Here is a 19,939-nt window from a genome sequence, read left to right on the forward strand (position 1 = left end):
TATGAACTCACCACGTGAAGCTTCTGCCCACTCTTGTCCCACTCGCCACTGCCCACTCAAGACGCCATGAAGAACGACGAAATCCTCAGTCAGATCACGGATTTCTGCCGTCGCTCCGACATGGCGGAGACGACGTTCGGCCGCCGCGCCGTCAATGACGGCAAGCTGGTGTACCGGCTGCGGGAGGGCAAGCGCATCACGATCGATACGCTCGACCGCATCAACGCCTTCATCGCGACCTCGACGCCGGGCGGCGTGGCGCCGTCGCGCGGCCTCGTGGTGCCGCCGGAAAAGCGCGATCCGCGGGGCAATTTCCGGTTCTTCGAGAACCGCCAGCGCTATTTGCTGTTCGTCCACACCTGCAGTGAGAAGCGGGTGATCGCCGACCGGGTTGCGCTGGAGCTGGCAGCCATCCATCCGCGGCCGCCGGCACTGCGGGTGTTCGATGCCGGGATGGGCGACGGCACGGTGCTGGCGCGGGTCTTGCGCGCCATGCATGGCCGCTTCCCACATATGCCGTTCTATGTCGCCGGCAAGGAACTGAGCCTGGAGGACGTCCGCCTGACCCTCGACAAGGTCCCCGACCGCCTGTTCGAGCATCCGGCCAGCGTCTTCGTGTTCACCAACATGTATTACGCCGAGGCGCCGTGGCTGACGCCCAAGAACTCCGCGGCGGCCGCCAGCATGATCTGGCACGAGGTGGCCCTGCGAGGCGCTTCCTCGGGTGAGTTCGAGGCCCAGATCGCCGAACTCGGTCCGTTCCTGGAGCAGAACTGGCGCGCCAACCTCAGCCCCGGCAATGCGATGCCGATCTATGAACGGCCGGTGGCGCTGGTCCTGTACCGGGACGATCACCGGTTCCTGCTCGATTCCATCATTCCGCGGGCCGGCCGGACCGAAGCCAATTTCGATCTTGTGATCGCCTCGCAGCCTTACCGTGCCAAATCCTCGGTGAACTTCCGCGCCAAGCGGATCATCGCGCCGCTGGCCCGCGCGCTGCGCGGTGGCGGACGGCTGATAGGAATCCACTCCCACGGCGGCGATCCCGGGCTTGAAATGATTCAAGCCGTCTGGCCCGGAGAAAATCCTTTCGCCGTCAGCCGCCATGAGATACTGCGCGCGGTGAAATACGAACTGGGCTCCGCCGGCCGCGAGCTGAACTTCAACGCCTACGCCGATAACCGTTCGATCTTCCGATATGATATGGAAGCGCTGCCCAATGAGGTAACCGGCTCGATCGGAACCTCGACGGCCTTTGCTGCGTGGAATGCGGCGGTGTATGTCGCGCAGATCGAAGATGAGCGGTTGACCGAAACGACCGAAAACGGGCGAGCTCTCGAGGCCACGCGCGAAGTTCTCCGCAAACACAACGGGCTGTGGTTCTACGACGAATCCTACGTCATCTCGCGGCGACGAGACTGACATGCCGGGGACATATTCACCAACCAACGTCGGACTTCGACTTAACAAGGGGTTTGCTTGATGCGCGCGTCTTACCTGTTCACCAGCGAGTCGGTCTCGGAAGGCCATCCGGACAAGGTCTGTGATCGTATCTCGGATGAGATCGTCGATCTGTTCTATCGCGAGGGACCGAAAGCGGGCATCGACCCGTGGCAGATCCGCGCGGCATGCGAGACGCTCGCGACCACCAACAAGGTGGTGATCGCCGGCGAAACGCGCGGCCCGAGCTCGGTCACCAACGACCACATCGAGAGCGTGGTTCGCTCTGCAATCAAGGACATCGGTTACGAGCAGGACGGCTTCCACTGGAAGAACTGCGACATCGAGATCCTGCTGCATCCGCAGTCGGCCGACATCGCGCAGGGCGTCGACGCGCTGCAGCCGGGCGAGGTCAAGGAAGAGGGTGCCGGCGACCAGGGCATCATGTTCGGTTACGCCACCAACGAGACGCCGGACCTGATGCCGGCGCCGATCTTCTACGCCCACAAGATCCTGCGGCTGATCTCCGAAGCGCGCCACTCCGGCCGCGAGAAGGTGCTGGGTCCGGACTCCAAGAGCCAGGTCACGGTGCAGTACGAGAACGGCAAGCCGGTCGGCGTCCGCGAGATCGTGGTCTCGCACCAGCATCTGGTCGAGGACCTGTCGTCCAAGCAGATCCGCGACATCGTCGAGCCCTATGTCCGCGAGGCGCTGCCGAAGGAGTGGATCAGCGACAAGACGATCTGGCACATCAATCCGACCGGCAAGTTCTTCATCGGCGGTCCCGACGGCGACTCCGGCCTGACCGGCCGCAAGATCATCGTCGACACCTATGGCGGCGCGGCTCCGCATGGCGGCGGCGCGTTCTCCGGCAAGGATCCGACCAAGGTCGACCGCTCGGCCGCCTATGCCGCGCGCTATGTCGCCAAGAACATCGTCGCGGCCGGTCTCGCCGACCGCTGCACGCTGCAACTTGCCTATGCGATCGGGGTGGCGCGTCCGCTGTCGATCTACATCGACACCCACGGCACCGGTAAGGTGTCGGAGGATCAGCTCGAGAAGGCGGTGGCCAAGGCGATGGATCTGACGCCGCGCGGCATCCGCAGCCATCTCGATCTCAACCGCCCGATCTACGCGCGCACCTCGGCCTACGGCCATTTCGGCCGCACGCCCGACAATGAGGGCGGCTTCTCCTGGGAGAAGACCGATCTCGTCGAGCAGCTGAAGCGCGCGCTCTGATACTTGCGTCATTCCGGGGCGCCCGCGGGAGCGAGCGAACCCGGAATCCCTAATCATCACCTCGAGATTCCGGGTTCGCCTCTTCGAGGCGCCCCGGAACGACCAGTTCAACAACAGGACGCTCAAATGAACGCCCCCACGAAGCCCGGCTTCACCGACTACATCGTCAAGGACATTGCGCTCGCCGATTTCGGCCGCAAGGAGATCTCGCTGGCCGAGACCGAGATGCCCGGCCTGATGGCCACCCGCGAGGAGTTCGGCCCCAAGCAACCGCTGAAGGGCGCGCGCATCGCAGGCTCGCTGCACATGACGATCCAGACCGCAGTGCTGATCGAAACGCTCGCTGCGCTCGGCGCCGACATCCGCTGGGTCTCCTGCAACATCTATTCGACCCAGGATCACGCCGCCGCCGCGATCGCCGCGGCCGGCATTCCGGTGTTCGCAGTCAAGGGCGAGACGCTGACCGAGTACTGGGACTACACAGCCAAGCTGTTCGACTGGCACGGCGGCGGCACGCCCAACATGATCCTCGATGATGGCGGCGACGCCACCATGCTGGTGCATGCCGGCTACCGCGCCGAGCAGGGCGACACCGCCTTCCTCGACAAGCCGGGCTCCGAGGAAGAGGAAATCTTCTACGCGCTGGTCAAGCGCCTCTTGAAGGAGAAGCCGAAGGGCTGGTTCGCCGAGATCGCCAAGAACATCAAGGGCGTCTCGGAGGAGACCACCACGGGCGTGCATCGCCTCTACGAGATGGCGAACAAGGGCACGCTCCTGTTCCCGGCGATCAACGTCAACGACAGCGTCACCAAATCGAAGTTCGACAACCTCTATGGCTGCCGCGAGTCGCTGGTCGACGGCATCCGCCGCGGCACCGACGTGATGCTGTCGGGCAAGGTCGCGATGGTTGCCGGCTTCGGCGACGTCGGCAAGGGCTCGGCCGCCTCGCTGCGCCAGGCCGGCTGCCGCGTCATGGTCTCCGAGGTCGATCCGATCTGCGCGCTGCAGGCGGCGATGGAAGGCTATGAGGTCGTGACCATGGAAGACGCGGCGCCGCGCGCCGACATCTTCGTCACCGCCACCGGCAACAAGGACATCATCACCATCGAGCACATGCGCGCGATGAAGGATCGCGCCATCGTCTGCAACATCGGTCACTTCGACAACGAGATTCAGATCGCGAGCCTTCGCAATCTGAAGTGGACCAACATCAAGCCGCAGGTCGACGAGATCGAATTCCCCGACAAGCACCGCATCATCATGCTGTCGGAAGGCCGCCTCGTGAACCTCGGCAATGCGATGGGCCATCCGTCCTTCGTGATGTCGGCGTCCTTCACCAACCAGACGCTGGCGCAGATCGAGCTGTTCGCCAACAACAAGGACGGCAAGTACGCCAAGAAGGTCTACGTGCTGCCGAAGACGCTCGACGAGAAGGTCGCCCGCTTGCACCTCGCCAAGATCGGCGTCAAGCTGACCGAGCTGCGCAAGGATCAGGCCGACTATATCGGCGTGAAGCAGGAAGGTCCGTACAAATCGGATCACTACCGCTACTGATCCGCGCCCGCAGCAATCGATCACGTGAAGAGCCCCGGCCTCGCCCGGGGCTTTTTGCTAGGCAGGCTCGTGCATCAAGCTGGGATGCCGCACGCAATTTGACTGGTCGCCCCCGTGCACCGGTCGAGGACCGGTCATACCAAAATGGGCCGTGCAATAAGGTCCTTTTCGGATTCGGGAAATCAGAGATGGCCTGCCAAGGCTCGGGTTGCTAGGGTCGGCTCTCTCGGGTTACAGAGCTACTTGCCCTGCGGCTCTTGCCCCGCAATCGGCTAGTCAGTAGGGGAGGCAAATGCGCTGCCCCTCCAAAGTGAGGCATCATCATGGGTTTGGCGCTCAACGTTGCAGTCCTATTGCGCGGGTGGCTTTTGGCACACCATGCCAACGGGCCGGTCGCAACGCTTGGTGTGATGGACTGCGGCTTCTCAGAGAAGGCCTTTACTAAAGCCATAGAGAAGGTTTCGCTATGGGCATCCGCCGATCGCCCTATGAGCGCGGCTCGTTATTTTCAAATGTGCGGAGGGCTAAATGATCTGTCAAGCATCGACATCAGCAAATACGAGGGCGCCGATTTCGAGTTTGATCTAAACAATGAAAGTCTTCCACCTGAATTGATCGGCCGCTTCGGCGTGGTGCTTAACGGCGGGACGCTGGAGCACGTCTTTCACGTTCCGAACGCGCTCACCAACATCTCGCGCATGCTGCGTCCCGGCGGCCTTGCCGTCCATATCTTGCCGATGAGCAATTGCGTTGATCATGGCTTCTATCAATTCAGCCCTACGCTCATGCTTGACTATTATGCGGCGGCGAAATTCGACCTGCTCAACTCGATTTCGCTTCACTTCTCTCCGCAGTCGCCGCGCTGGCTCGTTAAACCAGCCCTGCTCGGCTCGTACGGCGAAGGCCTTATCGGCACCTTCGACCAAAGAATCGCCTTCCACATGCTCGTCGCCCGCAAGCGTCCCGATTCCCTCGATTGGGCAATCCCAATCCAAAGCCTGTACGGCCGGAAATTTACAGGTCAACGCCATCTATCCGACGCGATCGAGTGGTTCAGTCCCTTCGAGATTGAGAACGGTCGCCGGATCGAGTCCGGTAAACCGACCGAGTTTCGTATCGAGTCGTTTGCGAGCAACGGCGGCTTAATGTGGGGTGCGACACTGCCGGATTATCTTCCGCGGGGTGACGACAGTACGAGCCCCATAAGTTCTAGCCTCGCATTGTTCGAGGATGGTAAGCTCCTTGGACCACCCCACTCAGCTCATGACACGATCCAGAAAATTGGGCGAGGCGCATATTCGCATTGGGGTGGAGCGCTCTTCTTGTCGTCTAGCGACGGATCCGATCCAAATACGAATGGACGTCAATACCTCTGCAAGCTGTGAGCGAGTCGGCTATATATTGGTCACGCGGACGAGTTTACTGGAAGAACCTGATGAAGCACCGTCTCGAGCTGGCTGCGGACGTATCGATATTGCTTCCCGATCCGTTCGCAGTCCTAATCTAAATAGCTTGAACAGAGCATGAGTGAACGGCAGCACAGCTCGCTCATGAACCTGGTGATGGTCGCTGATTTCATCAATCGTGTCATTTCGTCACCGGTCGGTGTCGTGTTTCGCTGTTGGATGCAGCCGCGCAGTATCCCGGGAGGTCGTGGAGGCTGGAGTGCCGCGCGCCGATTCGGAGAGTGTTGCCGCAAGTCTTAAATCTGGTTCGATGTTAGCTTGATGCGCCGATCGGACGTACTTTCTTTCGCAAAGGCGCTGCGCGCTTTGAAGACACTAGCCACTACGCGCGCTCGGGCGTCAACCGCATCTCACCGTAACATCCGTGACGATGTGCAGCCCCCCTCGATCGGGTGAGACGGACACATCATACACTGAGTTGTGCTCCGGATAAGCACCGGAGGACTTGCCATGTAGGGCAACTCAGTGGTCACTTGCGCGCGAGGAGGGAGCCGGACGAGCGTGTTTAGGTCACGGTCTTTCGGTCGCCGGCGCTGTGCCGTGCCCCAGTTGCCGTGAGATCTCGCCCGCACAATCGCGCAGCGCAGTTGCAATTGCGCTGTCCCAGCTGGCGTCGAAGGTGCCCTCCGGGCCCATCGCTGTGATGACCAGCGCGACGTGGCGGGCGTGATCGAACACCGGCGCGGCGAAGGCGTTGACGCCGGGCAAGGGATCGCCGATCGCCCGCGCCAGCCCGCGGCTGCGGACCTCGGCGAGGATATCGGCCGTCTTCGCGTCCGCCGGCGGACGCTTCGGATTGTAGCCGACGCCGAGGCGATCGAGGCCACTGTCGAGCGCAGTCCTGATCGCGTTCGGCGGCATGAAGGCGGCGAAGGCGCGGCCGGTCGCGGTCTCGAGCAGCGCCACCACCGATCCGACGCGCATCGCGATATGCACCGGATGGCTCGGCTCCTCGAGCCGCACCACGGTCGCACCGTGGGTGCCCCAGACCGACAGCGACACCGCGTGATTGATGCTGTCGGCGAGCGCTGCGATCCGCGGCGTTGCGATCCGTACCGCCGACTGCCGGCGCAGGCTGATCAGGCCGAGCTCGAGCGCCAGCGCCCCGATCTCGTAACGGCCAGTGGTCTCGTCCTGCTCGATCAGGCCGATGCGGGAAAAGCTGACGAGATAGGGATGCGCCTTGGCCGGCGGCATGCCGGCTTCGCGGGCGAGATCGCGCAGCATCATCGGTTCGCCGCTGCGGGCCAGCGCGCGGAGCAATTCTCCGCCGACCTCGATCGACTGTATGCCGCGGCTCTCTCTCGTCATGTGGCCCTGCCAGCTCCGACAATGTGCTTATACGGCGAGAAACCCTCCGTCGACCGGCATGGTCACGCCGTTCACATAAGATGCCAGCTCCGATGCGAGGAACACCACCGGGCCGACCAGCTCCTCCGGCTGCCCGACGCGGCCGAGCGGTGTGCGGCCCAGAAATCCGGCGAGCCGGCCCGGGTCGTTGCGGGTCGCTTCGGTCATCGCCGTTTCGATCACGCCGGGCGCGATCGCATTGACACGAATGCCGTCGGCGGCAAGCTCGCGGGCGAGCGCCTGGGTGAGGAGCTTGACGCCCCCCTTGGACGGCGCATAGCCCAGCGTATCGGCAACGCCGAGGAAGGACGCGATCGAGCCGAGATTGATGATCGTGCCGCGCGTCTCGCGCAATGCCGACAGGAAGGCGTGGGTGACGTTGAATGTGCCGGTCAGGTTGACGTCGAGCACCCGCCGCCAATTCTCGCGTGCACGGGGCGAGCCGATGCCCTCACGGATGATGATGCCGGCATTGTTGACCAGGATCGCGATCGGCCCGACCTCGCGCGCCGCACGCTGCGCCAGCGCGGAGCACGCCTCCGCATCGGTGACATCGAGCTCGAACGGCCATGCCGCGCGGCCGTGCTGGCGAATGTCGGCCGCGGTTTGCTCGGCGCCGGCGCGATCGATGTCGGTCACTACAACGTCCGCGCCATGCGCCGCGAGGCCAAGCGCGATGGCGCGACCGTTGCCGTGCGCAGCGCCCGTCACCAGCGCGCGCTTGCCTGCGAGCAGAGTCGCCATTGCGCTCATGGCGCGCTTCCTTCCGCCGCCACGCCGGCGATGTGCCTGCCCGCGATGTAGCCGAAGGTCAGCGCAGGCCCGAGTGTGATGCCGGCGCCGGGATAGTTGCCGCCCATGATGCTCGCCATGTCGTTGCCGGCGGCATAGAGGCCGGCGATCGGCCGGCCGTCGGCGTCGAGCGCGCGGGCATTGGCATCGGTCCTTATGCCGGCATAGGTGCCGAGATCGCCGATCACCATCTTGATGGCGTAGAACGGCCCGTGCTGGATCGGCGCGATGCAGGGATTGGGCCCGTGCAGCGCATCGCCCTGGTAGCGGTTATAGGCGCGCGAGCCCTTGCCGAAGGCGGGATCGCGTCCCTCCGCCGCGGTGGTGTTGAACTCCGCGACGGTCGCCTCGAGCGCCTTGGCGTCGATGCCGGCCTGCGCGGCGAGCTCCGCCAGCGTCGCGCCGCGCTTGAGATAGCCGGTCTTCAGATGATGGCCGAGCGGCATCGGGCGCGGCGGCACGCAGCCGAGGCCGTATTTGCGCAGCGTCTCGTGATCGCAGATGAGATGCGCCGCGATCTCCTCGCCGGGCTTCGCCGCCTTGATCATCGCCTGCACGAAGTCGTGGTAGGAATTGCCTTCATTGGCAAAGCGCCTGCCATCGGCCATCACCGCGATCACGCCCGGCTTGGCGCGATCGATGAAATGCGGCATCACGCCCTTCGAGCCGTCCTTGCGCGTCGTGACCGAGACCGGCACCCAGGCCGCGGCGTTCGGCAGCGAGTCGTCGACGCGGCCGCCGGCGGATTCCGCAAGGCGCAAGCCGTCGCCGGTGTTGCCGGTCGGGCCCGGCGAATAATGCTCTTTTCCAGTGGGGGCGTGCGGAAACATCTTCTGCCGTCGCGCGACGTCATGCGGGAAGCCGCCGCAGGCGAGCACCACGCCACGCTTGGCGTTGACGCGGATCGTGCGCCCTTCACGCACGACGACCGCGCCGCGCACCGCGCCGTTCTCGACGATCAATTCGCGCACCGGCGAGTTGAGCCAAAGCGGGATCTTGAGGTCGAAGGCGGATTTCGCCAGCCGTCCGGCGAGCGCGTTGCCGTTGGTCAGCGTCATGCCGCGGCCGTTGCGCATCACGTCGATGGCGTGCTTCGACAGCCGTTTGGCGACATAGGCCGCCGAGGTCAGCGATCTCGTCGCGCGCATGAAATGCACAATCTCCTTGCCGGAGCCGAGCATCATGCCGAACACGGTGAGCTCGGGCAGGGGGCTGCCGAGATTCTTAAGGGCGTCGCCGAGCTCGTGGGCGTCGAACGGCCGCGTCACCATCGAGCGGCCGCCCTGCGCGCCGCCCGGCGCTTCCGCATGATAGTCCGGGAAGGTCAGCGGCATGTCGAAGCGCACCGCGGTGCTGGTGGTGAAGAATTCGACCGCCTTCGGCCCTTCGGTCAGGAACGCATCGACGCGCGCGGCATCAAAGCTGTTGCCGGCCTCGTGGCGCAGATAGGTTTTGGCCTGATCGGGGCTCTCCTCGATGCCCCAGGCCTTGGCCAGCGAGGTGCCGGGGATCCACAGCCAGCCGCCGGAGCGCGCGGTGGTGCCGCCGAACCGCGGCTCCTTTTCGACCACCAGGACCTTGAGGCCGTGATGGCCGGCGGTGACCGCCGCCGACAGCCCGGCGCAGCCGGAGCCGACGACCAGCGCGTCGCAATGATACGTTTCCTGGGTTTGTTCGTTGGCCACGCGATCGATCCTATTTCTTGAGCAGCGGGCACTTCGACTCGGAGATCGGACGATAGGCATCGTCGCCCTTCACCGTCTTGACGATGTCGAGATAATCCCACGGCTCCTTGGACTCCGAAGGCTTCTTCACCTTCGCCAGATACATGTCGCGGATCACGCGGCCGTCCTCGCGCAGCTTGCCGCCATGCACGAAGGTGTCCTCGATCGGCAGCTCGCGCATCTTGGCCATCGCCGCCTTCGGATCGTCGGTGCCGGCGGCCTGGATCGCCTTGAGATAATGCAGCACCGAGCCGTAGACGCCGGTCTGGATCATGGTCGGCATCACATTGGCGCGGGCGTAGAACTTCTTCGACCAGGCGCGCGTCTTCTCGTCCATGTTCCAGTATGACGCCGTCGTCATGTAGGTGCCCTGCGCGGCGTTGAGGCCGATCGCATGCACGTCGGTATCGAACATCAAGAGGCCGACCAGCTTCTGGCCGCCCTGCACGAGGCCGAACTCGCCGGACTGCTTGATCGAATTGTCGGTGTCCTGGCCGGCATTGGCGAACGCCACCACGTCGGCCTTCGAGCTCTGCGCCTGCAGCGCAAAGGAGGAGAAGTCGGCGGTGTTGGTCGGATGCTTGACGCTGCCGAGCACCTTGCCGCCCATCTCGTTGATGAAGCGCGTCGCGTCCTTCTCGAGCTGCTGGCCGAAGGCGTAATCCGCGGTGACGAAGAACCAGGACTTGCCGCCTTCCTTGATCACGGCCGAGGCCGTCACCTTGGAGAGCGCGTAGGTGTCGTAGGCGAAATGCACCGTGTTGGAGCTGCACAGTTCGTCGGTCAGCGAGCTCGCGCCGGGTCCGGACAAGAGCGCGATCTTGTTGCGCTCGCGCACCATGTTGTGCACGGCGATCGCGATGCCGGAATTCGGGATGTCGACGACCGCGTCGACCTTGCCGTTGTCGAACCAGCCGCGCACGACCTGCACGCCGACATCGGTCTTCATCTGGTGGTCGGCGGAGATGATCTCGATCGGCTTGCCGAGCACGGTGGGGCCGAATTCCTCGACCGCCATCCTGGCCGCCTCGACCGAGCCCGGGCCCGAATTGTCGCGTCCCCAGCTCGACAGGTCGGTCAGCACGCCGATGCGCACGACGTCATCGGAAACCTGGGCGTGAGCGGCCGTGGTCATCGCCGCGACAAGGGCTGCCGCCAGAAACTGTCTCATCATTCCTCCCTTTGGATGTCCGCGCTCTTCGGCGGGTCACTCAGGATTAGGAATTGTCTAATCAATTTGTCAATGGCGAATTAGGTGTGTGAATAGTGTCACAAAGTTGGCACCCGTGCGGCGCGACGCTTCACATTTGGTGAGCGAACGCTTACATGGCTCGTCCGGGACGGCACCGCGGCAACGAGTCCGGCTCATTTGCCAGACCGCGCCGCAGTGCCAAGTCACTATGAAACAGGGGAATTTTCGCGGATGGCGACGCGTTTCGCCGCCCGGACTGGGCCACCCGTGAAGGGCAAGGCTCCTGCGGGGCGGGGCACGAAGAGCGTCGGCGGGCAGCGATCATAGACGGATCATGTTGAGACAGCTCTTCGCGCCGCAGCTCGTCATTCTTTACGTGCTGGTGGCCTCTACGCTCTACGTCCACTTCCGCGGCAAGCATCGATTGCGCTTCGCTCGCCAGCTCGGCGATCACTCGACCTACCTCGCGCCCTACAATGTGCTGATGTATGCCGGCTCCGCCGTGCCCAACACGCCGGTGATTCCGGTCGAGCAGTTTCCCGAGCTCAAGAAGCTCTCCGACAATTGGGAGACGATCCGCGACGAGGCCACGCGCCTGTTCGACGAAGGCTTCATCCGTGCCGCGGCCAAGAACAACGACTGGGGCTTCTACTCCTTCTTCAAGAGCGGCTGGAAGCGCTTCTATCTGAAATGGTACGACGACTTCCTGCCGTCGGCGCGGACGCTGTGCCCGAAGACGGTGGAGCTGCTCAACTCGATTCCGAACGTGCATGGCGCGATGTTCGCGATGCTGCCGCCGGGCGGTAAGCTCGGGGCGCACCGCGATCCCTTCGCCGGCTCGCTGCGCTATCACCTCGGCCTCGTGACGCCGAACTCGAACCAGTGCCGCATCCTCGTCGACGGCGTCGAATGCGTCTGGCGCGACGGCGAGGCCTTCATGTTCGACGAAACCTTCATCCACAGTGCCGAGAACAAGACCGACGTCAACCGCATCATCCTGTTCTGCGACGTCGAGCGCCCGATGAAGTTCGGCTTCATGACGGCGATGAACCGCTGGGTCAGCCACAACATCGTCAAGGCGTCGGCGACCCAGAACGTTGACGGCGAGCACGTCGGCGCGCTGAACAAGGTGTTCGGCAAGCTCTACGAGATCCATCTCGCCAGCCGCAAGGTGAAGGAGTGGAATCGGAACGTGTACTACACGCTCAAATATTCCGCGACCGCGCTGATCCTCGGCCTGATCATGATGTCGGCGCTGCACTGACCGCGGCGGCGTTGCCGCGTTGGAAGCAAAAGCCCCGAAGCATGCTCCGGGGCTGTTTGTCTGGGACGAGAGCTGTGAGGCGCAACAGCGTCAGTCGCGCTCGAAAACCTTGGCACCAGGGTAGATTCGCCTGGCATAGGCGACGACCCACTCCCTGTCCTGGGTCTCCAGGAACGGAGTTCGGATCTTGCACGACCCGACGATCAGGTGCCACAGGCCGTTCAGCTTCTGAATGTTGACGATCATCTGAATGGTCCTCGAAACCCGCGTTCCAGTCGACACCTGCCACGCGTGACAGTCTTGCGATTGACGGCTCGGAGCAGTGATCCTGATCACGTTGGAGTAGCCGCGAGTGTAAAAATCTCTCGCCATCGCTCAACTGTACGGGCGTAAGCACGGGCCATCACAAGGAATCAGGCGGGCTATACCAAGGTATGTTGGTGTCGGTCAGGAGGTGCAGCCGCAGCGTCGGGGCCGTTCAACTTTGCGCGGCGGCGCGCCTTCGCGCTCCGATCCGTTACATGGGCGTGATAACGTCCCATCTGGCGTTTCGCATTGAGGGGACCTTGCCATGTCGGAGTCATCAGGAGCTTTTGCGACCACTGCGCTGAGCGGCTACGAGCTGCTGGCCGATCCGCAGCTGAACAAGGGCACGGCGTTCTCCGAGGCTGAGCGCGAGGCGTTCGACCTGCATGGCCTGTTGCCGCCCAATATCCTGACGCTGGACGAGCAGGTCTCGCGCCGCCTCGAGGCGCTGCGCGGCTTTGAGACCGACATCGAGCGCTATGCCTTTCTGCGCGAGCTGCAGGACACCAACGAGACGCTGTTCTACGCGCTCCTGGTCGGCAACCTGGAAGAGCTGTTGCCGATCGTCTACACGCCGACCGTCGGCGAGGGCTGCCAAAAATTCAGTCGGCTGTTCCGCAAGCCGCGCGGGCTGTTCCTCAGCATCCCACATCAGCACCGGATCGATCGCATTTTCGCCCATCCGCGCTTCGATCACGTCGAGGCGATCGTGGTGACCGACGGCGAGCGCATCCTCGGCCTCGGCGACCAGGGCGCCGGCGGCATGGGCATCCCGATCGGCAAGCTCGCGCTCTATACCGGCTGCGGCGGCCTGCATCCGGCGACGACGCTGCCGATCATGCTCGACGTCGGCACCGACAATCCCGATTGCCTCGCCGATCCGCTCTATGTCGGCTGGCGCAACGAGCGCGTCCGCGGCCAGGCCTATGACGACTTCATCGAGGCGTTCGTCGCGGCGGTGGTGAAGCGCTGGCCGCGCGTCCTGCTGCAGTGGGAGGATTTCGCCAAGAACAACGCGACGCGCATGCTCGAGCGCTATCGCGACCGGCTCCTGACCTTCAACGACGACATTCAGGGCACCGCGGCGGTGGCGACCGGCACCTTGCTCTCCGCGATCAACGTCACCGGCGTGCCGCTCACCGAGCAGCGCGTCGCCGTGCTGGGCGCAGGCTCGGCCGGCTGCGGCATCGCCAGCCTGATCCGCGCCGCGATGGTCGATGCCGGCCTGTCGGAGAGCGAGGCGGCGAAGCGCTTCTTCATGGTCGACCGCGACGGGCTGCTGCTCGAGGGTATGAGCGGGCTCGCCCCGTTCCAGCTTCCGTTCGTGCAGGACAGGCAGGCGATCGCGGGCTGGCAGCTCAGCCATCCCGACAAGATCGCGCTGCTCGACGTCGTGCGCAATGCCAGGCCGACCGTGCTGATCGGCGTTTCCGGCCAGGCCGGCGCATTCTCCGAACCGATCGTCCGCGCGATGGCCGAATGCAACAAGCGACCGGCGATCTTCCCGCTGTCCAATCCGACCTCGCGCGAGGAGGCGACGCCGGTCGATATCGAGGCGTGGACCGAGGGGCGGGCGCTGATCGGCGTCGGCAGCCCGTTCCCGCCGATCATGCGCGACGGCGCGCGCTTCAAGGTCGACCAAACCAACAACTCCTACATCTTCCCGGGTGTCGGCGTCGGCGCGCTCGCGGTCGATGCCAGCCGGGTCAGCGACGGCATGTTCATGGCCGCCGCCAAGGCGCTGGCCAGCGTCTCGCCGGCGCGCGACAACCCGAAGCACAATCTGCTGCCGCCGGTCAGCGCGTTGCGCGACGTCTCGCAGACCGTGGCGCTTGCGGTCGCGCTGCAGGCGCACAAGGAGGGATTGGCGAGGGACGTTCCGATCGACCAGGTCGAGGCGCGGATTCACGCCAAGGTCTGGACGGCGCGCTACGTGCCGTACCGCCGCAGCGATCGGGCTTAGAGCTCGGCGCGTCGGCGCGGCGCGATCCTCCGGGCCGCGCGCGGCCCCGCATCGATTTTATGACCATCATGATCGGGTCAGGGTGGGCTCGACCTCGCTCGCGCCTTCTCAACGGGCTTGACCGAAGTAAGAATTTTCTTCAATCTTGGTATGCCAAATGCCAGTGGCGGTCCTTCGGGGATTTGGACGTCGCGGTGTCCGCAGCCCGCGATCGCACAACATCGACACAACGAGGAAACGGGGAGGGAAGTCGAATGGCCAATCTTGGCATGTCGCGCAGGGAGTTGCTGGTCGGGTCCATGCTCACGGCGGTCGCCGCGGCGGCGCCGCGACCGCTCTGGGCCCTCGAGAATACCGGTGCGCTGGCGCGATCGAAGACCGGCATGGTGACGAGCCCGCACGAGCTCGCCACGCAGGCGGGGCTCGAGGTGCTGCGCAAGGGCGGCAATGCGATCGAGGCGGTCATCGCCATCGGTGCCACGCTATGCGTGACCTATCCGCATTTCAGCGGCCTCGGCGGCGACAGCTTCATGGTGATCAGTGACCGCAAGGGAAATGTCCGGACGCTGTCCGGCGCAGGTCAGGCTGCGCTCAACCTGCCGAACTACAGCGGCTCGGTCCCGATCCGGGGGCCGGGGTCGGCGCTGACCGTGGCCACGACCGTTGACGTCTGGGACCAGGCGTTCGATTTCAGCCGCAAGTCCTGGGCCGGAAAGCAAAGCTGGGCGTCGCTGTTCGCGCGCCCGATCGAATACGCCAGCAAGGGCTTCCCGGTCACGCCGTCGCAGCGCTTCTGGCAGGACATGGAAGCGAAGAACCTGAAGGACTGGCCCGACATCCAGCGCATCTTCATGCCCGCCGGCCGGATGCCTGAAATCGGCGAGCCGCTGGTCCAGGCTGAACTCGCGAAATCGCTGGAGATGCTGGCGGCAAATGGCGGGCGTGATTTCTACGAAGGAAAGCTCGCCACGCGCATTGCGGCCGGACTGAAGCAGATCGGCTCGCCGCTGACCGCCGACGATCTGGCGCGCTGCCGCGCTCGCGACGAGACGCCGTTGCGCGTCGGTTATCGCGGCGGCGAGCTGCTCGGGCTGCGCCCGCCGACGCAGGGTCTCACGACGCTCGAGATCATGGGCATCCTCGACCGCTTCGAGCTTGCGAAATATCCGGAAGGGAGCGCGGACTACTATCACCTGCTGGTCGAAGCGGTGAAGCAGGCCTTCATCGACCGCGGCCGCTACATCGGCGATCCGGAATTCGTCGACGTTCCGGTCAATCAGCTGCTCTCGGCGAGCTACCTCGACGCGCGCGCAAAGGCGATTAACGTGGCGAAGGCGATGCCATGGCCGCACGTGTTCCAGAAGGGCGACACGGTTTATCTCGCCGCGACCGACCGGGACGGCAATTGCGTCAGCATGCTGCAAACCGTCTACTACGATTGGGGAAGCGGCATGGTGGCCGGCGACACCGGCATCATCTGGCACAACCGCGGTGCGTCGTTCAACCTCGACCCGGCCAGCCCCAACTGCCTCAAGCCAGGCAAGCGGCCGTTCCACACGCTCAATCCGGGAATCTATCTCAAGGGCGGACGGCCGCATCTGCTGTACGGCACGCAGGGAGCCGACGGCCAGCCGCAGACGCTCGCGGCGGTGCTGACCAGGCTGATCGACTACAACATGGATCCGCTCACCGCGCTGTCGCGACCGCGTTTCCTGCTCGGCAAGACGTTCTCCGATGCGCGCGACAGCCTGAAGCTGGAGAAGGATGCCGGTGAAGCGGTCTTCAAGGCGCTCGCCGGGCGAGGCCACGAAATCAGTCCGATACCGGCCCAGAGCCCGCTCGCAGGACATCCGGGTGCGATCCGGATCGACGCCGACGGAAGCATCACCGGGGCGCACGATCCGCGCAGCGACGGGCGGGCCCTCGGGCTGTCATGAGACGGAGCGCGTCAGATTGACGGAGCCGCCCGGCGGCTGCCGGGCGCATCCGGCAGCCATCTGCGAAGCATGGTCCCCCGGTGGGGGAGCGGTGGCGGACGACGCCCTCGACGCGTTGCGATCCGTCGCTCGCCGTGGCCGACTGAAGGCCGACTAAAGTTCAAGCCTCGACGGTCCATCCCGGTGGAACTTTCCGGCGCGCGTTATCGTTCGTACTCAAACAAACCACAGTCAATATCCGTCGGGGGGCCTGTGCGAGGGAGACACCCCCATGGCAAGATTTGGCCCAACGCTTGGTCTGACCCCCGGCCTCGACGCCAACCGGCTCACACCATCCGAGCATCAGCTGCAGATGCGCCGTGCGGTGATCGCCTCCACCGTCGGGACCGCGATCGAGTGGTATGACTTCTTTCTCTACAGCACCGTCACCGGCCTGGTTTTCGCAAAACTGTTCTTTCCGCATTCCGATCCCTGGGTCGGCACGCTCGAGGCCTTCGCCATCTATGCGGTCGGCTTCGTCGCGCGGCCGATCGGGGCTGCGATCTTCGGGCACTATGGTGACCGCATCGGCCGCAAGTCGACGCTGATCGCGACGCTGCTGTTGATGGGACTGGCGACCGCGGCGGTCGCATTGGTGCCGACCTATTCCAGCATCGGCATCTGGGGTGCGGTGATCCTGACCGTGTTGCGCTTCATCCAGGGCGTCGGCGTCGGCGGCGAATGGGGCGGCTCGGTGCTGATGTCGATGGAATGGGCGCGCAACGATCGCTCCCGCGGCCTGATCGCGTCATGGCCGCAATTCGGCGTGCCCTGCGGACTGTTCCTCGCCAATCTCGCCGTGCTGGCTTTCAGCCAGATGTCGGGCGACCAGTTCCTGGCGTGGGGCTGGCGCATTCCGTTCGCGCTCAGCATCGTCCTGGTCGGTGTCGGCCTCTACATCCGGCTCGGCATTCTGGAAACGCCTGTGTTCAGCAAGCTGCTGGCCGAGCGTCAGCTCGACCGCACGCCGATGCTGACGGTGATCCGCGATCATCCGAAGGAGATCCTGCTGTCCGCCTTCGCGCGGATGTCCGAGCAGGCGCCGTTCTACATCTTCACCGCCTTCGTGTTCTCCTACGGCGTCGGAACGCTGCATGTGTCGCGTGACTTCCTGCTGACCGCGGTGCTCGCGGCCTCGGTGCTGTCGTTCGTCTCGATCCCGCTGTGCGGGCACATCTCCGATCAGATCGGCCGCAAGAACATGTACATGATCGGCGCTGCCGTGACCGGCGTGTTCGGCTTCATCTATTTCGCGATGCTTAACACCGGATCGGAAACGATCATCTTCCTTGCGATCTTCCTGTCGCTGATTCCGCACGACATGCAGTACGGCCCGCAGGCGGCCCTGATCGCAGAGAGCTTTACTGGTCGCCTGCGCTACAGCGGCGCCTCGCTCGGCTATCAGCTTGCTTCCGTGATCGCCGGCGGTCCGGCACCGCTGATCGCGACCTGGCTGTTCGGCACGTTCCATTCGGCGACCGCGATCGCGGCCTATATCGCGGCTTGCGCAATCATCACGCTGGTCGCGACCGCGATGATGACCGACTACACGGGCAGGGACATCAATGCGCCCGAGGCGCATCAGCAGCGGATTTGAGTAGCAAGGGAGCAATCGATGACGAAATGGCGAAAAGAATCGGCGCTCGATCTCTATAACCTTGTCGCAGCGATCTTCCTGCTCGCTGCGCCGTGGCTGTTCGTGCAGGCCAATCCGACCGCGGCGATCGATCTCAGGATCAGCGGCGCGGCGATCGCGATCATGTCGCTGGCGGCGATCGTTGCGTTCTCGATCTGGGAAGAATGGATCAACCTGGCCGTCGGCTGCTGGCTGATCGTCTCGCCCTGGCCGCTCGGCTTCACGCATACCCGCGCGATGCATTTTGCCATCGCCGCCGGCGCGGTGGTGGCATTCATGGCGCTGCTCGAACTGTGGCTCGAGTACGAGAAGACGCATCTCGGCCCGGCGGCGCCGCAGGCCGCCGAAAGGCAGTAGGATCCGCCGCTGGCGAGACCGAGGTGTGGCTCCTTGTCTTTAAGCATGACCTGCTCGGAAAACCGCTTCGCACTTTTCCGGATCATGCTCTAGCAGCCGCGGCAAATGCCCTTGATCTTGCGGTCGACGATCGCGTCCTCCTGATCGATGACCTGCTGCGATGTCGATGTCGTCGCCGGAATATCGGCGGCGCGCGGCTGGCGATGGCCGACCGGCGCCGACCACGGCCTGCTCGCGGTTTCGTTTGACGCGTAGGCGCGGGGCTGCTGGACCGCCGCCTGTGCGAAGCAAGCGGTCGCCATTGCCGCGGACATAATCGCAGCCAAGCCAAGTCGTACGCCGGGTCGTTGAAGATCGATCATGAAAACCTCCATACCGTCGTCGCCGCGTTTTGCGCGCGGCCTTGATGACATGGAGTGCCCCGGTCGCTCCGGTATTCCCCGCTCCATCCGATGTGATCGGGCGCTCGCGACGCGGTGATCGCGCGTGATGAAATAATTTCCGGGCGCGCGCGGTCCTGAACACAGGAGCCGAGCTAGGTCGGCTTCATCCACCGTACGGAGAAATCCCATGACCAAAGTGACCCTCGCGGCGCTTGCGCTGGTTGCGGCAGCCGCCTGTTCGGCGCAGGCGTCGGCCGCCGGCAACAACGCTGCGGTGCGGCGCGCCAATGCTTCGATGACGACAACGACGGTCAGCAGCAAGACCACCGATTGCGTGCGCGCGCCGAAGGTTGGATCGTTCGCGACCGCTCCCTTCACCGAGCCGCCCTGCATGCCCGGCACGATGCGCTGACCGCGCACAGCAAAAAGCCCCGGACCTGAGGTCCGGGGCTTTGGGCCTTGCCTCGTTCCCGAGGCGGTTATTCCGGCTTGCCGATCGTCACCGCGAGCTTGCCGACGCCGTCGACACCGCATTCGAGCTTGTCGCCCACCTGCAGCTGCGAGACGCCCGCGGGCGTACCGGTCATGATGATGTCGCCGGCGGCGAGCTTCACCTGCTGCGAGAGCTGCCAGATGATTTCAGGCACGTTCCAGATCAGCTCGGTGAGGTCGCCCTTCTGGGCTTCCTTGCCGTTGACGGTGAGCCAGATCTTGCCAGAGGTCGGGTGGCCGATCTTCGCGGCCGGCTGGATCGCCGAGCAGGGCGCGGAATAGTCGAACGACTTGCCGATCTCCCAGGGCCGCTCCTTCTTGCGCGAGGCGATCTGCAGGTCGCGGCGGGTCAGGTCGATGCCGACGGCATAGCCGTAGACATGCTCGAGCGCCTTGTCGGCGGGAATGTTCAGCCCGCCACTCTTCATCGCCACCACCAGCTCGACCTCGTGATGCAGGTCCTTGGTCAGCGGCGGATAGGGGATGGTCGCGCCGTCGGGCACCAGCATGTCGGCATGCTTGCCGAAGAAGAACGGCGGCGCGCGCTCGTCATTGCCCATCTCCCTGATATGCTCGAGATAGTTGCGGCCAACGCACCAGATGCGGCGGACCGGATAGGTGCCGGATTCACCGACGACGGGAAGCGAGGGCTGCGGGGGAAGCGGAATGACGGTGGATGCGGCGTTCATGAACGGGTCCCGGAGGGTTGAAGGAGGGAGCGCGGGCGGTATTTACGCGCTTACGCCGCTCAGGGCTAGTGGCCGCGGCTGCATCCGGCGCAGAGGTGAGGCCAGCTTTCCGCCGA

General features: G+C 64.4%; 17 protein-coding genes. 10 read left to right on the forward strand and 7 right to left on the reverse strand.

The window, feature by feature from the left end; translation table 11 throughout:
- The first annotated feature begins 66 nt into the window (after positions 1-66).
- The 4 genes from J6525_RS11555 to J6525_RS11570 all read left to right on the forward strand — a co-directional run bounded on the left by J6525_RS11555 (position 67) and on the right by J6525_RS11570 (position 5,618).
- Positions 67-1,422, forward strand: a complete 1,356-nt coding sequence (locus J6525_RS11555) for a hypothetical protein (protein ID WP_225644476.1) — start codon at positions 67-69, stop codon at positions 1,420-1,422.
- Positions 1,423-1,482: 60 nt separating this feature from the next.
- On the forward strand, positions 1,483-2,679 hold the full coding sequence (gene metK, locus J6525_RS11560) for a methionine adenosyltransferase (protein WP_225644478.1): 1,197 nt from the start codon (positions 1,483-1,485) through the stop codon (positions 2,677-2,679).
- A gap of 126 nt (positions 2,680-2,805) precedes the next feature.
- Positions 2,806-4,233, forward strand: coding sequence for an adenosylhomocysteinase (ahcY, locus tag J6525_RS11565; protein ID WP_172647648.1), 1,428 nt, complete (start codon positions 2,806-2,808; stop codon positions 4,231-4,233).
- A 323-nt stretch (positions 4,234-4,556) separates the two neighbouring features.
- Positions 4,557-5,618: a class I SAM-dependent methyltransferase gene (locus tag J6525_RS11570; RefSeq protein ID WP_051376449.1), complete on the forward strand. Its 1,062-nt coding sequence runs from the start codon at positions 4,557-4,559 to the stop codon at positions 5,616-5,618.
- Between the two features lie 591 nt (positions 5,619-6,209).
- On the opposite strand, the gene J6525_RS11575 is transcribed toward J6525_RS11570, so the two are convergent.
- Genes J6525_RS11575 through J6525_RS11590 form a run of 4 tightly spaced genes read right to left on the reverse strand, consistent with a single transcriptional unit; the run spans position 6,210 to position 10,739 of the window.
- Entirely contained in the window at positions 6,210-7,010 is an 801-nt protein-coding gene (locus tag J6525_RS11575; protein WP_225644480.1) for an IclR family transcriptional regulator, read from the reverse strand.
- A gap of 27 nt (positions 7,011-7,037) precedes the next feature.
- Positions 7,038-7,802 carry an SDR family NAD(P)-dependent oxidoreductase gene (locus tag J6525_RS11580; RefSeq protein ID WP_225644482.1) on the reverse strand — a complete coding sequence of 255 codons (765 nt, stop codon included), beginning with the start codon at positions 7,800-7,802 and terminating at the stop codon, positions 7,038-7,040.
- Positions 7,799-9,526 carry an FAD-dependent oxidoreductase gene (locus J6525_RS11585; RefSeq protein WP_225644484.1) on the reverse strand — a complete coding sequence of 576 codons (1,728 nt, stop codon included), beginning with the start codon at positions 9,524-9,526 and terminating at the stop codon, positions 7,799-7,801. The genes J6525_RS11580 and J6525_RS11585 overlap by 4 nt, the downstream gene beginning before the upstream one ends.
- Positions 9,527-9,536: 10 nt before the next feature.
- Positions 9,537-10,739: an ABC transporter substrate-binding protein gene (locus J6525_RS11590; protein ID WP_375162602.1), complete on the reverse strand. Its 1,203-nt coding sequence runs from the start codon at positions 10,737-10,739 to the stop codon at positions 9,537-9,539.
- A gap of 352 nt (positions 10,740-11,091) precedes the next feature.
- Between J6525_RS11590 and J6525_RS11595 the strand changes: the two genes are divergently transcribed.
- Positions 11,092-12,021, forward strand: a complete 930-nt coding sequence (locus J6525_RS11595) for an aspartyl/asparaginyl beta-hydroxylase domain-containing protein (RefSeq protein ID WP_225644488.1) — start codon at positions 11,092-11,094, stop codon at positions 12,019-12,021.
- Positions 12,022-12,111: 90 nt separating this feature from the next.
- On the opposite strand, the gene J6525_RS11600 is transcribed toward J6525_RS11595, so the two are convergent.
- Complete coding sequence (locus tag J6525_RS11600; RefSeq protein WP_016843659.1) at positions 12,112-12,267, reverse strand: hypothetical protein; 156 nt, start codon at positions 12,265-12,267, stop codon at positions 12,112-12,114.
- 325 nt (positions 12,268-12,592) lie between these two features.
- On the opposite strand from J6525_RS11600, the gene J6525_RS11605 reads away from it, so the two are divergent.
- The 4 genes from J6525_RS11605 (at position 12,593) to J6525_RS11620 (ending at position 18,259) form a co-directional block, all read left to right on the forward strand.
- Entirely contained in the window at positions 12,593-14,290 is a 1,698-nt protein-coding gene (locus J6525_RS11605) for an NAD-dependent malic enzyme (protein ID WP_225644489.1), read from the forward strand.
- 254 nt (positions 14,291-14,544) lie between these two features.
- Complete coding sequence (gene ggt, locus J6525_RS11610; RefSeq protein WP_376708478.1) at positions 14,545-16,227, forward strand: gamma-glutamyltransferase; 1,683 nt, start codon at positions 14,545-14,547, stop codon at positions 16,225-16,227.
- 271 nt (positions 16,228-16,498) lie between these two features.
- Positions 16,499-17,863 carry an MFS transporter gene (locus J6525_RS11615; RefSeq protein ID WP_225644491.1) on the forward strand — a complete coding sequence of 455 codons (1,365 nt, stop codon included), beginning with the start codon at positions 16,499-16,501 and terminating at the stop codon, positions 17,861-17,863.
- A gap of 18 nt (positions 17,864-17,881) precedes the next feature.
- Positions 17,882-18,259 carry an SPW repeat protein gene (locus J6525_RS11620; RefSeq protein WP_225644493.1) on the forward strand — a complete coding sequence of 126 codons (378 nt, stop codon included), beginning with the start codon at positions 17,882-17,884 and terminating at the stop codon, positions 18,257-18,259.
- An 89-nt stretch (positions 18,260-18,348) separates the two neighbouring features.
- Here the strand turns inward: J6525_RS11620 and J6525_RS11625 are convergent, their stop codons facing one another.
- The gene (locus J6525_RS11625; protein ID WP_225644495.1) at positions 18,349-18,621 is read right to left on the reverse strand and encodes a hypothetical protein; all 273 of its coding nucleotides are present in this window, start codon (positions 18,619-18,621) and stop codon (positions 18,349-18,351) included.
- 208 nt (positions 18,622-18,829) lie between these two features.
- Here J6525_RS11625 and J6525_RS11630 point away from each other — a divergent pair, with 208 nt between their 5' ends.
- Positions 18,830-19,054 (forward strand): hypothetical protein, encoded by a 225-nt coding sequence (locus J6525_RS11630; protein WP_141342916.1) that lies wholly within the window; start codon positions 18,830-18,832, stop codon positions 19,052-19,054.
- Positions 19,055-19,121: 67 nt separating this feature from the next.
- On the opposite strand, the gene J6525_RS11635 is transcribed toward J6525_RS11630, so the two are convergent.
- Positions 19,122-19,823, reverse strand: coding sequence for a fumarylacetoacetate hydrolase family protein (locus J6525_RS11635; RefSeq protein WP_225644497.1), 702 nt, complete (start codon positions 19,821-19,823; stop codon positions 19,122-19,124).
- Positions 19,824-19,939 lie beyond the last annotated feature (116 nt).

Source organism: Bradyrhizobium australafricanum, from assembly GCF_020329495.1.
Classification (GTDB): Bacteria; Pseudomonadota; Alphaproteobacteria; order Rhizobiales; family Xanthobacteraceae; genus Bradyrhizobium; species Bradyrhizobium australafricanum.

Coding starts and splice junctions, on each gene's coding strand:
- J6525_RS11555 (WP_225644476.1), top strand. CDS start 67: ATGAAGAACGACGAAATCCTCAGTCAGATCACGGATTTCTGCCGTCGC.
- metK (WP_225644478.1), top strand. CDS start 1,483: ATGCGCGCGTCTTACCTGTTCACCAGCGAGTCGGTCTCGGAAGGCCAT.
- ahcY (WP_172647648.1), top strand. CDS start 2,806: ATGAACGCCCCCACGAAGCCCGGCTTCACCGACTACATCGTCAAGGAC.
- J6525_RS11570 (WP_051376449.1), top strand. CDS start 4,557: ATGGGTTTGGCGCTCAACGTTGCAGTCCTATTGCGCGGGTGGCTTTTG.
- J6525_RS11575 (WP_225644480.1), bottom strand. CDS start 7,010: ATGACGAGAGAGAGCCGCGGCATACAGTCGATCGAGGTCGGCGGAGAA.
- J6525_RS11580 (WP_225644482.1), bottom strand. CDS start 7,802: ATGAGCGCAATGGCGACTCTGCTCGCAGGCAAGCGCGCGCTGGTGACG.
- J6525_RS11590 (WP_375162602.1), bottom strand. CDS start 10,739: ATGATGAGACAGTTTCTGGCGGCAGCCCTTGTCGCGGCGATGACCACG.
- J6525_RS11595 (WP_225644488.1), top strand. CDS start 11,092: ATGTTGAGACAGCTCTTCGCGCCGCAGCTCGTCATTCTTTACGTGCTG.
- J6525_RS11600 (WP_016843659.1), bottom strand. CDS start 12,267: ATGATCGTCAACATTCAGAAGCTGAACGGCCTGTGGCACCTGATCGTC.
- J6525_RS11605 (WP_225644489.1), top strand. CDS start 12,593: ATGTCGGAGTCATCAGGAGCTTTTGCGACCACTGCGCTGAGCGGCTAC.
- ggt (WP_376708478.1), top strand. CDS start 14,545: ATGGCCAATCTTGGCATGTCGCGCAGGGAGTTGCTGGTCGGGTCCATG.
- J6525_RS11615 (WP_225644491.1), top strand. CDS start 16,499: ATGGCAAGATTTGGCCCAACGCTTGGTCTGACCCCCGGCCTCGACGCC.
- J6525_RS11620 (WP_225644493.1), top strand. CDS start 17,882: ATGACGAAATGGCGAAAAGAATCGGCGCTCGATCTCTATAACCTTGTC.
- J6525_RS11625 (WP_225644495.1), bottom strand. CDS start 18,621: ATGATCGATCTTCAACGACCCGGCGTACGACTTGGCTTGGCTGCGATT.
- J6525_RS11630 (WP_141342916.1), top strand. CDS start 18,830: ATGACCAAAGTGACCCTCGCGGCGCTTGCGCTGGTTGCGGCAGCCGCC.
- J6525_RS11635 (WP_225644497.1), bottom strand. CDS start 19,823: ATGAACGCCGCATCCACCGTCATTCCGCTTCCCCCGCAGCCCTCGCTT.